The following is a 12,544-nucleotide window of genomic DNA, read 5'->3' on the forward strand; positions in this document are numbered from 1 at the left end:
ATTCAGGCCTTCCGAGGGAGAGTGGTCAGGGTTGGTTCGGCGGAATCGAGGTCGAGGAGGCAGACCGGGCGAGTCGGCACTGGTTGCGAGTCGTCGTCGACTCGGTCGAGGATCTCCAGCAGCTCTCTCGGATCCTGCCCGCTCGCGGCGATCGTGAGATCGTGCCAGCCGGCCGTGCGCAGGGTGAGCAGTGCAGCCCAGGCGCGGGTGCGGTCAGCCGTGTCGCGCAGGGTGTCGACGTCGTCGACGATCAGCAGTCGGGGCCGGCCGATGAGAGCCACGACCACGCCGAGAATGGCCCGATCGAGCGGTTGCAGGTCAACGATGCGGTCGGTGCCGGTCAGTCGTGGCAGGCCGGCTGCACTTTTCTCGAGAATTTCGCCGGCGCGCGCATCGACCTGGCGCACCAGCGCATTCACCCGAATGAGGCAGAGTGCCACGGCTTTTCGACTGACCAGCGGTTTGTACCACGGCTGGCGCAGCACGAGGGCGGCGGCGAGCTGGCGTTCGACCGTGAGGTCGTCGTCGAGACGGTTCACGATCGGAGTTTCAGCGAGGGCGGACAGGTGGCGCACTTGCCCGCCGCCACCGTGAAGCGGATGCCCGAACACGGTCGCCGTTCCGGCGAACCCGCGCAGGCGGCCGGCCAGTGCCAGCAGGAGAGCGGTCTTGCCCGAGGCGAACCGGCCAGCGACCACGAAGAGCGCGCCGACCGGCACGTCGAGGGTGACGGCGCCGATCACGGTCTGGCGGCGATTCCTGACGCTGAAGTTGCGCGCCTGGATGGCGAGGTCGCCGGGTTCGCAAGCGGAGTCGAGGGTCATACACAGTTCCATCCAGCGTCGGGTTGTGCGGGGCACGAGGCCACCGTAGTATTTCAGTACCGAGAGTATCCAATACCCAAAGTATTCACTTGTCAATTGCAATCCGGAGAAAATCATGGTCGAGACGCCAGCATTACCCTCCATTGCACCCCTGCCGCGCAAACGGCCGCTCCGCACCGACGTGCGGGCCGATATTCTGCGCGCGGCGACCGAGCAGTTCTTTGAATCGGGCTACCTCGGTACCAAGCTCGACGACGTCGCGACGCGGGCCGGCTATACCAAGGGAGCGGTCTACTCCAACTTTGGGTCGAAGCAAGCCCTGTTCGGATCGATCCTGAACGAGCGGCTGGCCACCCTGCTCGGCGGGCGGTTCGCGACCATTCTCGGCGACGAAGTTCGACTCGACGACGCCGCCCTCGCCCGCATCGCCCGCCGCCTGGCCGAGACGCTGATCGAGGACGGACCCTGGCACCTGCTGCTCATGGAACTGGCCGTTCACGCCGCGCGTGATCCCCAGGCCGCTGACCTCTATCGCCAGAGCCGGCAGAGCGTGCGCCTCGCTCTCGGCGCGGTTATTTTGGAACGCGCCGACCGATTCGGCATCGACCCGGCCGCCCACCGGGTGGACGTACTCGCGCCCCTGATCATGTCAGCGACCAACATCATGGCGCTCGAGGGAATCCTCGACCCGCTCTACTTCACGAACGAGGTGCAGTCCCGCATGATCGAGGCCCTGCTGGTGGGCACGCTGCGGTGATCCTTACCCCCGTCGGGTCGCCGCCCGCTGCACAGTGTTGGGCTGGGCCGGGCTGGGCTGGGCTGGGCTGGGCCGGGCTGGGCCGGGCTGGGCTGGGCTGCAAGCGCCCCTTACCGTCGCCCTCCTTAGCGGAGGCCTGGCCACCCCAGGCCCGTCCGCCCCGTCTGCCAGAGCATCGTCGGGCGCGTCTGCGACCGGTGTCCCGACCGAGTCTCCCCCGGTGTTCGCGTTCCCGCGCCAGCGGCCACTAATACGCCGCCAGAGGCACCTAATCGGTCAGTGTCACCGTCGATTACCACGCCGACTACACCTTCGGCGAGCAGGGCTGGCGCCCCGTCGAAGGAACCGTCTCCGTGCCGTCTGCGCCGTTCACCGTCGTCGCGGCAAAGGAATTCACGGTGCTTTTCGTCGCCGAAGACGGCAACGCCAACCCGCGCGGCCCCGGCTGCTGAGCGGGCCGCACTACCCGCGGCCCACACTCGAAACCGGGCCGCGGGGCTACACTGCTACGGCAGCAGACGGTCTCCGGCCTTCTTCGGCAGTCGTGCCGCGGCCGCCCGAGCGATCGCGGCGGCCGCTTCGTCGGCAACGGCGTCGAAGTCGACGCCGTTGATCGAATCAGAAACGGATGCTTCCGCTGCTGACCGTGCAGCTGCGGCGGCGGTCGCCGCCGAGGTACCAACCGAGGTTGACGACGCTGCCGCTGAAGGCACTGCTACTGATGGCGCTGCTACTGATGGCGAGCTTGCTACCGAGGGCGACGCGGCGCCGGTCCCGGTCGAACGCGACGAAGTAGTAGCGGGCGTAGCGGATGCGCCGGCGTGGGCGGGCGCGGCGTTCCGCAGGGCGGCTCCGGCCGTTCCGCCGAGCAGCCCGCCGAGCAGATCCTTGATGCCGATTCCCATCGTGGAGCCCAGCACGGCGTCGACCTCGCTGAAGCCCGACGCGACGTTCTTGGAGAGTTGGCTGGCGCCATCCGTTGAAATGACGGTGAGCTGATCGATGTTGCTCATGGGCGCGGCGAGCTCGTGCGCGATCTGCGGGAGCATTTCAACCAGGCGCAGCTGGATGAGAGCCTCAGACTGCTGTGCGACGGCCTCGGCAGAGAGACGTGTGGCCGTGGCCTCGGCGGTACCGCGGGCGAGGATGGCGTCGGCCTCGGCCTGACCCTCGGCGCGGGTGGCATCGGCGTTGGCAACGCGGCTGTCGCGATCGGCGGTGGCCTTGGCAACGGATGCCTCGGCGGCAGCGATCGCCGTCACTCGGATGCGGTACGCGTCGGCGTCCGCGATGGCGTTGACCTCCGACTCGAGCTCGGCCTTGCGCAGGCTGGCCCGACGCTGGGCGGTGAGTTCTTGCTCTTGCACGATCGCCTGCTGCGCCTTCGCCTCAGCAAGCGGCTTCGAGGCCGCCGCCTCGGCGGAGGCCTTGTCGGTGTCAAGCTGCAGCGCGGCCTTACGCAGCGCGAGCGTGTTCTGGGCTTCGGCTATGGCCTGCTCGGCGGTGATCAGGGCTTCCTGCGACTCACGGTTCGCAACGTGCTCGGCCACCTCGGCCTGGCGACGCACCTTGGCCTGCTCGGCACGCCCGATGTCGCGAATGTAGTCGTTCTCGTCGGTGATGCCCTTGATCTCGAAGGAGTCGACGTCGAGGCCCTGGTTGGCGAGGGATTCTCGCGCGGTGGCGAGCACCGAACTGCCGAGCTCGTCGCGCTTCTGAATGACGGTCATAACGTCGGTTGCGCCGATCGAGGAACGCAGCGATCCGCTCAGCACCTCTTGCGCGAAGCCATCGATGTTCTTGTCCTGCCCGAGAAAACGCTGGGCCGCAGCGCGAATCGCGGCCGGGTCGTCGCCGACCTTGACGATAGCGACGGCCTCAACAGAGAGAGTGATGCCATTGCGGTCCTGAGCGACGGCGGTGATCTCGATCGCCCGGCTGCGCAGGCTGATCTTGAACGCCTTCTGAAAAAATGGGGTGATGAACACGCCCTGTCCGTGCACGACGCGCTGCCCGGATTCCTCGAGCGTGGCACCATCGACGATGGTCTTGCGGCTCTTCTTGCCGGTAATGATGAGGGCCTCGTCCGGCCCGGCATTCTTATAGATCGTCTTGGCGTAAATCAGGCCGATGAGCAGAACGACGATGATCGTGAAAATGATCCCGGGGATCGGGCTGAAGAGAAAATCGAGCATGGGGTCCTTCCGAGGCGCAGGGCGCGTACACCGTTTCGGCGATTTGGTCGGGCGACCTCGGCGCGAGCTGTTTCTCCAGTCTCTCAGGCCGAAGCGCAGGATGCGAAAGATGTCGACAATCAGAGCGTCGGGCGACGCGACTGGGGCGCCCAACACCGAACATCTCCTCGAGCCACGTTTTTCGTTTCGGGCCCTGGCCCAGGCCCAGGCCGGAAACTGTGCCCGGGGCCGCCGAGCGGCGGGTTGGCCGCCCAACGACGCCGGCTGCATCATCCCCGGCTGCACCAGGCCACCCCAATACACCCAAGCCCACCACGTCATCCCCTGGAACCAAGGCGGCCCCACCAACATCGACAACGCCGTCCTCCTCTGCAACGCCGCCCACACCAGCATCAACACCTCCGGCTGGGACATCGACATGCGCAACGGCCGACCCTGGATCCGCGGCCCCCTCCTCCTCGACCCCACCCAAACCTGGCGCCCCGCCCGCCAAAACCGCGCCACCACCCCCACCGAACACCCCAACTGGAACAAATAAACCACGGCCCACCGTGCGATGCCGACGACACACCCGGGATGCGCAGGCAACCAGCGCGGGACGGCAGCGGTCTGGAAGCGCTCGACCAAGGCCCCCAACCAGGGCCCTCGACCGCTCACGTGGGAACGCCCCGCAGATGGGCCCGCGATGTCGACGGCTACCCATCGATGAAGTCGGCGGCCGCGCGCAGGAACGCGGCGGCAGCGAGGGCGCGAGCCGCGGCATCAGCTTCGCGTGTACCAGCAGCGCCGCTTCCGGTGCCGGCCAGCGGGCCGACGCCTCCAACAGCACCGGCCGACGCAGCACCGGCCGACGCACCGCCACCACCTCCCGCCACCGCATCGAGCAGGGCCGTGATCGCGTCAGGTATTCCGATCACCGAAGCAGCCCCGGCTCCGATGCCGCCATCTGCCGGAGCACCTCCACCAGCCGGCGAACCTCCACCAGCATCAGCAAGACCAGCCAGCGGCGCCAGAAAGACGCGCGACTTTGCCGCCCGCGGACCGTTGAAGTCCGGGTTCTGCCGCGGCTGGCTCGAGAACGCCTCCCGCACCTTAGCCAGGAACTCCCCATTGGTCAGCCGGTTCGCGCTCGGTACCACGAGCAAGCTCGCCGCCACGGTGAAATCGCCGTGCCCACCGGTCTCGTAGGCGACCTCAGTGGGCTTGCAGGCGCTGAACAGCACCTCCCGCGCCAATGCACGCTTTCCGGCCCGGGCCGGCGTGCCGCGTTTGGCCCGAAAATTCATACTGGTCTGCTCATCGGGAATGATAAACCGTGCCCTACGCCCGTGGGGAGCGGATGCCGCACTCAGGTCGGCAATGTCGGCCGGCTGCAGCTGCAACCGGCGTTGACCGTCGCCGGAGTGGCAGGAATCGAAGAAAGCCGTGAGGCTGACGCCGTCGGGCAGCTGGTCGAAGATCTCGCCCAGATCGTCGTCAATGATCAGGTTGCCCTCGCGAAAGTCAATCGGGCAGAGTGCCTCGTCGTACTTCTTCTCGGCGTTGCCCGCTTCGGCTTCGTCGCCGTCGAGGTCGTCGACATAGGTGCCATGGCCGGCGTACTGAAAGGCCAGCACATCACCGGCGACGCTGCTCGCGACCAGGTCGAGCAACCCGAGCAGGATGTTCTGCCTAGTTGCCTCAGCATCGAGCAGGGTGCGCACCGCGAACCCTGCAGCGGTGAACTGAGTGGCCCAGGCCTCGGCATCCGCTACGCAGCCGTAGAGGGCATCGCCACCGGGGTAGGCGTTGATTCCCACGCAGAGGGCGTGGTGGGTGCCGGCCGGCCGGGGCGCGGCCGGCCCGGGGGCGGGCCACAGTTCATCGCCGAGGTCGCGGTTGACCGGGAAGGACTGGATGCGCGAGCTGCCGGTGACCCGGCGCGCGACGCTGTCCATGGTGGGAATGTCGTTGTCGAAACCGCCGTGACTGGTCGAGGTACTGCGGCTGGCCAACGGGCCCGACGTCGTCTTCGACCAGACGATGTCGGCGGCCCCACCGACACCGGGCGACCCGCTCGCACTCGACAGACCGAACAGTTTGGCGAGCACGGGGTCGGCCCGCAGACACTCCTCGAGACCGAGAATGGGCGAGAACTCCTCGGGTTCAAACGAGGCCCGCACAAGGTAGAGCAAGGATTTTCCGTAGGCGCCCAGGCAGGTATCGTCGCGTTCGAGCCTTTCGGTCATGGTGAACAGGGCGAGCGACTCCACCCCGTGGCCGACCAGGGGCACGATCTGTTTCTCGAAGACGTCCGTGCGCACGGCGGGCGCGAGCAGACTGAGTGTCTCAATGGCCGGTACCCCTGCTTTCAACGCGGCCGGAAGGAAGAAGGAATGGAAGATCGACCCGGCGCTGTGCCCGACCGCGTGCACGCTGATCGTTCCGGGGTGGGCCGTGCAGTACGCGGCGAGCGCCTCGGCCACGTAGCGAGCGCCGCCGTCTCCGGCCGATGCTGCCTCGGCCGAACGCTTCATCTGCCCCCAGATGGCCTGACCTTCCCCGAATCGGGCTGCCAGCTCGAGCACCCGGTCTTTCGCTTCGTCGAGCCAGCCGCGGCGGCCCTGCGCCCAATCACCGACGGCGCTCGTGATGGCACCGGCGAGGCTGGTCTCCCAGACGAAGTGAATCGGGTACACGCCGTTGGACTTCCACCATTCCACCTGAGTCGCTGCGATGCGCAACCCGGATTGCTCGTCGACCAGCCCGCCGTGGGCGTAGAAGACCACCGGGACAACGCCGCCATGCTCGGCCACGAAGGCCGGCAGGTGCGTGGTAAAAATGGCGTCGACATCTTTCTTTGACGTCGCGAACGCCCCGGTCGATGAGAATTTGCCGCCGCTGAGGTTGACCACGTGCGGTCGTAGCTGATCGAGTTCGCTCTTGGGTAACGATGGTTGGCGTTTCGTGGCCAGCGGGTGAGAGGCGCTGGTCGACTGGGCGGAGCTCGATTCGTTCATAGCGCCGTTCCTTTCACGGTCGAACAAGGGTGCCGCCGCACAGATCGGCACGGTTTTGTGACGGCACGGTATTGTGACGGCACGGTGATTATGGCCCGGAAGCGTTACTGCGGCGTTACTGCAGGCCAACTGCGCGTCGACTGCACCGCGACGCCTTGACAGACCCGCTGTTCGGTTGCATATTGCAGACACAAACGGATGCTGCGGGGCCGCTATGAAAAATGGTGCAGAGAAGACTGGTTCAGAGACGGCTGGATCAGAGGCTGCTGGTACCGACCCAGAATCGAGTAATTCGGCGCACAGCGGTCTTCAGGTCAGCCTGACCGTGCTCGCCGAGGGGCCGTTCACCCGCAGCCCCGACGACGAACCGCTCACGACGACCCTGCGCGTTCCGGTCGAGCGCATCGGTCCGGGCCCGCGCAGTGCCCGGTTCGACGTGATCGTGCGTCGCCCCGGCGAGAAACCGTTCAGCCTCGAACTCGGCTCCCCCACCCCACCCTGGATGGTCGTCGACGAAAGGCCTCCGGACAGTCTCGCGGCGCTGCTGCAGGACAGCCGGTTTCTGGCGCAGCAGGTGTACGCGGTGGCGGCTTCCACGTTGGCGCTGTTCGAATCGACGCTGGGGCGGCGCATGGGCTGGGTCGGCGGCGGCCGACTCACCATCAGCGCCTACGACCGGGTCTCCTACCGGGAGTCTGGTTATTATCGCGACGATGGTCTGATTCGCTTCGGGCACAAACGCGACGGCCGCACCGAGAAGGCCGTGCCGCTGGCCCTGTTTCGGGATCTCGTGGCGCACGAGGTCACGCACGCGATTGTCGATGGCTACCGCCCGAAGTGGGCCGATTCCCATGCAGAAATCGACCAGTTTGCCCTGCACGAGGCCATCGCCGATCTGGTGGCGCTGCTGTCGGTGTTTTCAACCCAGACCCTGGTCGAACAGTTGCTGACCCAGAACGGCGGTGCCAGCCTCGACCTCGACACCCTCGATGAGAGCCTGCTGCGCAGCGATCTGTTCCGCCTGGGTGACGGCCTGTTCACCCGCGGCTCGGCCCGGCCGTCCCTGGCCGATGATCTGGCCCCGAACTGGCGCACGCTGAGCGACCCGCACCGGCGCGGCGGGGCGATCGTGCAGGTACTGCTGCGCGTGGTGGCCCGGCTGTGGCTGCAACGTCTCGACCTGCCCGGCGGCCGCTCGAGCCTGTACCAGGTGGCCCGCGCCGGGGCATCCGTTGGCCGGCAGGTGTTAAGCATGCTCATTCGCAGCCTCGGCTACATGGCGCCGGTCGACGTGACCTGGGAAGACCTGCTGCGGGGCATTCTCGCCGCCGACCTGGCGGTCGTTCCCGATGACGACCTCGATTACCGCGGCGTCGTGGTGACGGCCTTCGCCGAAGCCGGAATTGCACTGCCTCCGCGCACGGATCTCTCGGGCGTATCCACCTTCACTGGCCTGCGGTATCCGGTTCGGCTCGCCGCCCTGAGTTCCGATCCGGAGGAGATCGTTCGGTTTCTCTGGGAGAACCCCACCCTGCTCGCTGCGGCAAAAATCGACCCGACGCGGCCGATCGCCGTCGCACGGGTGCGCCCGACCCTGCGCGTGGGCCCCGACGGCTTCGTGGTCTCGGAGATCGGGGCCACCTTCACGCAGGAGTTTCGGCTGAGCACCGCCGAAGCACGCCGTTTCGGGCTCACCACGCGGGCACCGGTATTCATTCGCGGCGGCGGGCAGCTGCGTTTCGACGAGGGCGGACGCCTCAGCTTCGCCGCCCTCAAACCTGTTCTCGACCGGGAACGGCAGCAGGCCAAACTTGCTGCAGCCGTGTCGGCAACGCGCCCGGCGGATGCCGCACCCCCGACTGCCCCGCCCGTCACCGCGCCGGCTGCCCCACTCCCCGTGCCTCCGCTCGTACCGCCATTGTTTGGCGCGATCGGACGGATCGCCGCAGCGCCGCCCGAGGTCTCGGCGCATCAGCGGCCGACGTTTCACCCCTGACGCCAGAAGGCGGCGCACCACACACACGTCAGAAAGCGGTACCCCACAGAGACGCCAGAAGGCGGCGCACCACACGCACACTAGAAAGCGGTATCCCACAGAGACGTCAGAAGGCGGCGCACCACACAGACGTCAGAAGGCGGTACCCCACGCGGTCGATTTTCCGGGAGCGGATGCCTCCAATTGCGCCCGCTGGGCGAACTTGCGCGCGCGTAGCTTCGCGTTGACCTGCTTGATGACCGCCGCCCGACTGGGAGCGATCCCGGACTGCAGCGCATCGAGCAGAAAATGCGTGAACGCGCCGTTGTAGCGGCCGTCAAAGTTCGCATCGGCGGCGGTCTGGTCGGCCCGGCAGGCGGCGAACAACACCGGCTTAGCCGCTGCCTTCGAAGAACGCACCAGGTCGCGCAGCGTGCGGGTGTCGGCGCCCTCGGCTTCGGCGCCGTCCCGGCCGAGCGGTGTCGGCGGTGGAATGAACCGGGGCCGGCGGTCGTCGACCGTGGGCACCAGATCCATCGCGCGCAGCCCGCTGCCACTGTGGCAGGTGTCGAGGATCACGTCGAGCAGCACTCCTTTCGGCAGCCGGGTGAACAGATCGTGCAACTCGTCGTCCAGGATGAGGGAGCTCGCGTCCCAGACGGCACCGTTTTGCCGCAGGTCGTAAGTGGCGAAGGCTTCGTCAACCTGGTCGGCCTCGTCGCCGCTCAGGTCGGGCACCTGGGTGCCATGGCTCGACATGGTGAAGACGATGTGGTCGAGGTGTTCCCCCGGCACGTTCGCCCGGTCGAGGGCCTCGGTCATCGCCCCAAAAACGGCGTCCTTGGTCGCGGCCTGGTCGGTAAGCACGGTGATGCTCGAGTCGGCGAAACCGAAGACCGTGCCGAGCAGGGCACTGACGTCGGCGGCGTCGTTCACGCAGCCGTTCAGCCAGCTGGCCATCGGCAGGTTTTCGAACCGGTTGATGCCCACACAGAGAGCGAATTGACTCATGGCCGTCCAATCTCGAGAGCACGTGCTCGTTGAGGGTAGCCTCGTCGGCGTTACCGGTGAGTTACTGATGAGTTATCGGCGTGCAGGAGGCTCGGGCGGCGCGGCGCGGGCGGTGAGTCTCAAGGACGGCCTGTCACGCTAGCCGAAGCATCCATTTTGGTGGTAGCGGCATTGACAACCGCGCCCGGGCTGGCCATTCTGGGCGGTAGCAGCGCCCGCTTCATCGGTGCGGGTCGGCTGTGTACTCTTTCGCGGATCGAGCACTCATGGGTTTTTCGGCGACACCGGGCTGGGATCTTCGCGTGCTGGGTTACTGGCAGCTGCGTTTCGACGGCCTGCCGGTCGAGGTCGGTGCCCGCCAGCAGCGCCTGCTCGCCGCCCTCGCCCTGCTGCACACCCAGCCGCGGCACGTGCTCGCCGCTCTGCTCTGGCCGAACAGCCCGGAGCGTCAGTCTGCGGGTAATTTGCGGGCGAGCGTCTTTCGCATTTCACACGAGCTGCCCCGGTTGCTCAGCGCGACCGATCCGCTGCAGCTTGACGCTGCGGCGCGCGTTGATCTGCGCAAGGTGCGTGAGCTGATCACCGAGATCACCCTGACCGGCACACGATCGGTATTACCGGCATCCATCGATCTGCTGCAGGAGGCGAATCTGCTGCCTGGCTGGTATGAGGAATGGGTGATCGATCAGCAGGATCATTTGCTGAATCAACGCGTGGACGCCCTCGAGACCGTGGCTCGCTCCTATCTAGCGACCGGCAGCTTCGGTCGTGCCCTGGGCGCCGCGCGTGCCGCCGCGGTCGTCGATCCGTTGCGGGAAAGCGCCCAGCACCTGCTGGTGCGCTGCCACCTGGCCGAAGACAACTACGCGTCGGCGGTACAGGTCTATCGCAGCTATCGCGCCCTCCTGCGCCGTGAACTCGGCATTGCGCCGTCGCCCCATTTTGCCGAGCTGCTCGGTCTGGAGTTCGCCACGAGTGATTCCCGCCTGCTGGTGCGCTCCGTAAAAAACTAGAGCGTCGCACATACAGGAGGTTCTCAACCGAGGCTCACTTATGATCGACCGGTGACTGAAACCGACCTTCCCCGCCCGTTCCGTCCCCAGTCCCGCTGGGTGCGCAGCGTCGGCCTGATGATCTTCTTCAGCCGTTGGCTGCAGGCGCCCCTCTATATCGGGTTGATCATCGCGCAGATCATCTATGTGATCGTGTTCATGGTCGAGCTCATCAACCTTGGCGGTGACGTCTGGACCTCGCTGACCGTGCCCGGTGACGACGGTGGCATCCACGTTGAAGAAGCCGCGATCATGCTCTCGGTGCTCGGCCTGATCGACGTCGTGATGATCGCGAATCTGCTGATCATGGTCATCATCGGCGGCTACGAGACGTTCGTCTCGCGCATCCGTTTGGAGGGTCACCCCGACCAGCCGGAATGGCTCAGTCACGTAAACGCCAACGTGCTCAAGGTCAAGCTCGCCATGGCCATCGTCGGTATTTCGTCGATTCACCTGCTCAAGACATTTATCGAGGTTGGCGACCTCGCCGCGCGTGGTACCCCGGTGGACTCGAACCCCACCGAGACCATCACCGGCAACATTTATACCTGGGACGGCGTGCTGTGGCAGGTCATCATTCACATGGTGTTCATCCTCTCGGCGATCGCCCTGGCCTGGATCGACCGCATGTCGCAGTCCGGCCACGCCATACCGCCAGCGACCGCACTGGCGCTGGCGCCGGCCATCACCCCGCAGCCGATCGCAGCGCTCGCTGCTACACCCATCCGTCGCGAACTCGCACCCGCGGCATCCAACGGCGTCGCCCTGCACCTGACCCAATTGGGCCAGCTGCGCGATGCCGGCGTAGTAACGGATGCCGAATTCCTCGCCAAAAAGACGGAGCTCCTCGCCCGCTACTAACTGCGCGGGTCAGCCCTGCGGCCGCCGCTCGTTCAGACTGGATGCTTCCAGACTCGCCGGCCCGCTGCTCATGCTGACTAGAACGTTGTCAGGCCATGGGCGCGAAACTGCTCGCGTACCCGCTCGAGCAGCACGGCATCCGGCGGTTGCACCCCGTGCAGCGGGTAGGAAATTGCCAGACGGTTCCATTTGTCCTCGCCCATCTGGTGGAAAGGCAGCACCTCGACCCGGGAGACGTTGGGCCAGCGGGCCACGATCTCGGCGACCGCGTCGACGTTGTCGACCGCATCGGTGAGCCCCGGAACCAGCACGAACCGCACCCACACATTCGTGCCGCGTGCGTGCAGCCGGTCGCCGAAGGCGATCGTCGGTGCCAATTCGCGCCCGGTCACCGCCCGGTAGGTGTCGGGCAGCCCCGACTTCACGTCGAGCAGCACGAGGTCGGTGTCATCGAGCAACTCGTTGGAAGCACTCGTGCCGAGATACCCCGATGTGTCGAGCGTCGTGTGCACACCGAGTTGACGGCATTCGGCGAACACTCGGGCCACGAACGCCGGTTGCATCAGCGGCTCCCCGCCGGAGAGCGTCAGGCCGCCGCCGGTCGCCGCGAACACACCCCGATACCGACGGATGCGTGCGAGCACGTCTCCAATCGGCGTGAGCGCACCGTCGCGTATTTTCCAGGTGTCCGGATTATGGCAGTACTGGCAGCGCAGCAGGCAGCCGGACAGAAAATAGGTCAGCCGGGTGCCAGGGCCGTCGACTGCGGTGACCAGTTCCCAGGAGTGCACGCTCGCTACCGTGCCGGTGCGATGCCCCTCAACCTGCTCATGGTGAAAATCGGACCGGCCCAGCTGTACCGCGACCATG

At 66.5% G+C, this 12,544-nt stretch carries 10 protein-coding genes; 5 read left to right on the forward strand and 5 right to left on the reverse strand.

The window, feature by feature from the left end; genetic code table 11:
- Nucleotides 1-2: 2 nt before the first annotated feature.
- Nucleotides 3-860, reverse strand: coding sequence for a P-loop NTPase family protein (locus QMK31_RS11940; RefSeq protein ID WP_283501168.1), 858 nt, complete (start codon nt 858-860; stop codon nt 3-5).
- A 79-nt stretch (nt 861-939) separates the two neighbouring features.
- Between QMK31_RS11940 and QMK31_RS11945 the strand changes: the two genes are divergently transcribed.
- Nucleotides 940-1,581 (forward strand): TetR/AcrR family transcriptional regulator, encoded by a 642-nt coding sequence (locus QMK31_RS11945; RefSeq protein ID WP_283501169.1) that lies wholly within the window; start codon nt 940-942, stop codon nt 1,579-1,581.
- 506 nt (nt 1,582-2,087) lie between these two features.
- Here QMK31_RS11945 and QMK31_RS11950 read toward each other — a convergent pair.
- Nucleotides 2,088-3,776 (reverse strand): flotillin family protein, encoded by a 1,689-nt coding sequence (locus QMK31_RS11950; protein WP_283501170.1) that lies wholly within the window; start codon nt 3,774-3,776, stop codon nt 2,088-2,090.
- Nucleotides 3,777-3,885: 109 nt separating this feature from the next.
- On the opposite strand from QMK31_RS11950, the gene QMK31_RS11955 reads away from it, so the two are divergent.
- Nucleotides 3,886-4,314 carry an HNH endonuclease signature motif containing protein gene (locus tag QMK31_RS11955; RefSeq protein ID WP_283501171.1) on the forward strand — a complete coding sequence of 143 codons (429 nt, stop codon included), beginning with the start codon at nt 3,886-3,888 and terminating at the stop codon, nt 4,312-4,314.
- Between the two features lie 157 nt (nt 4,315-4,471).
- Here the strand turns inward: QMK31_RS11955 and QMK31_RS11960 are convergent, their stop codons facing one another.
- Nucleotides 4,472-6,775, reverse strand: a complete 2,304-nt coding sequence (locus QMK31_RS11960; protein WP_283501172.1) for a caspase family protein — start codon at nt 6,773-6,775, stop codon at nt 4,472-4,474.
- Nucleotides 6,776-6,989: 214 nt separating this feature from the next.
- Here QMK31_RS11960 and QMK31_RS11965 point away from each other — a divergent pair, with 214 nt between their 5' ends.
- Nucleotides 6,990-8,771 (forward strand): gluzincin family metallopeptidase, encoded by a 1,782-nt coding sequence (locus QMK31_RS11965; protein WP_283501173.1) that lies wholly within the window; start codon nt 6,990-6,992, stop codon nt 8,769-8,771.
- Between the two features lie 132 nt (nt 8,772-8,903).
- Here QMK31_RS11965 and QMK31_RS11970 read toward each other — a convergent pair whose 3' ends face one another.
- The gene (locus QMK31_RS11970; RefSeq protein WP_283501174.1) at nt 8,904-9,761 is read right to left on the reverse strand and encodes a caspase family protein; all 858 of its coding nucleotides are present in this window, start codon (nt 9,759-9,761) and stop codon (nt 8,904-8,906) included.
- A gap of 266 nt (nt 9,762-10,027) precedes the next feature.
- Between QMK31_RS11970 and QMK31_RS11975 the strand changes: the two genes are divergently transcribed.
- A complete protein-coding gene (locus QMK31_RS11975) occupies nt 10,028-10,774 on the forward strand; it encodes an AfsR/SARP family transcriptional regulator (RefSeq protein WP_283501175.1) in 747 nt (248 codons plus the stop codon).
- A gap of 51 nt (nt 10,775-10,825) precedes the next feature.
- Nucleotides 10,826-11,674 (forward strand): TIGR00645 family protein, encoded by an 849-nt coding sequence (locus QMK31_RS11980; protein WP_283501176.1) that lies wholly within the window; start codon nt 10,826-10,828, stop codon nt 11,672-11,674.
- Between the two features lie 77 nt (nt 11,675-11,751).
- Here QMK31_RS11980 and pflA read toward each other — a convergent pair whose 3' ends face one another.
- A complete protein-coding gene (gene pflA, locus QMK31_RS11985) occupies nt 11,752-12,543 on the reverse strand; it encodes a pyruvate formate-lyase-activating protein (protein ID WP_283501177.1) in 792 nt (263 codons plus the stop codon).
- Between the last annotated feature and the right edge of the window lies 1 nt (nt 12,544).

Source organism: Cryobacterium sp. PH31-O1, assembly GCF_030063455.1.
Lineage (GTDB): Bacteria > Actinomycetota > Actinomycetes > Actinomycetales > Microbacteriaceae > Cryobacterium.

Coding starts and splice junctions, on each gene's coding strand:
- QMK31_RS11975 (WP_283501175.1), top strand. CDS start 10,028: ATGGGTTTTTCGGCGACACCGGGCTGGGATCTTCGCGTGCTGGGTTAC.
- QMK31_RS11950 (WP_283501170.1), bottom strand. CDS start 3,776: ATGCTCGATTTTCTCTTCAGCCCGATCCCCGGGATCATTTTCACGATC.
- QMK31_RS11955 (WP_283501171.1), top strand. CDS start 3,886: ATGTCGACAATCAGAGCGTCGGGCGACGCGACTGGGGCGCCCAACACC.
- QMK31_RS11960 (WP_283501172.1), bottom strand. CDS start 6,775: ATGAACGAATCGAGCTCCGCCCAGTCGACCAGCGCCTCTCACCCGCTG.
- QMK31_RS11970 (WP_283501174.1), bottom strand. CDS start 9,761: ATGAGTCAATTCGCTCTCTGTGTGGGCATCAACCGGTTCGAAAACCTG.
- QMK31_RS11965 (WP_283501173.1), top strand. CDS start 6,990: ATGAAAAATGGTGCAGAGAAGACTGGTTCAGAGACGGCTGGATCAGAG.
- pflA (WP_283501177.1), bottom strand. CDS start 12,543: ATGGTCGCGGTACAGCTGGGCCGGTCCGATTTTCACCATGAGCAGGTT.
- QMK31_RS11945 (WP_283501169.1), top strand. CDS start 940: ATGGTCGAGACGCCAGCATTACCCTCCATTGCACCCCTGCCGCGCAAA.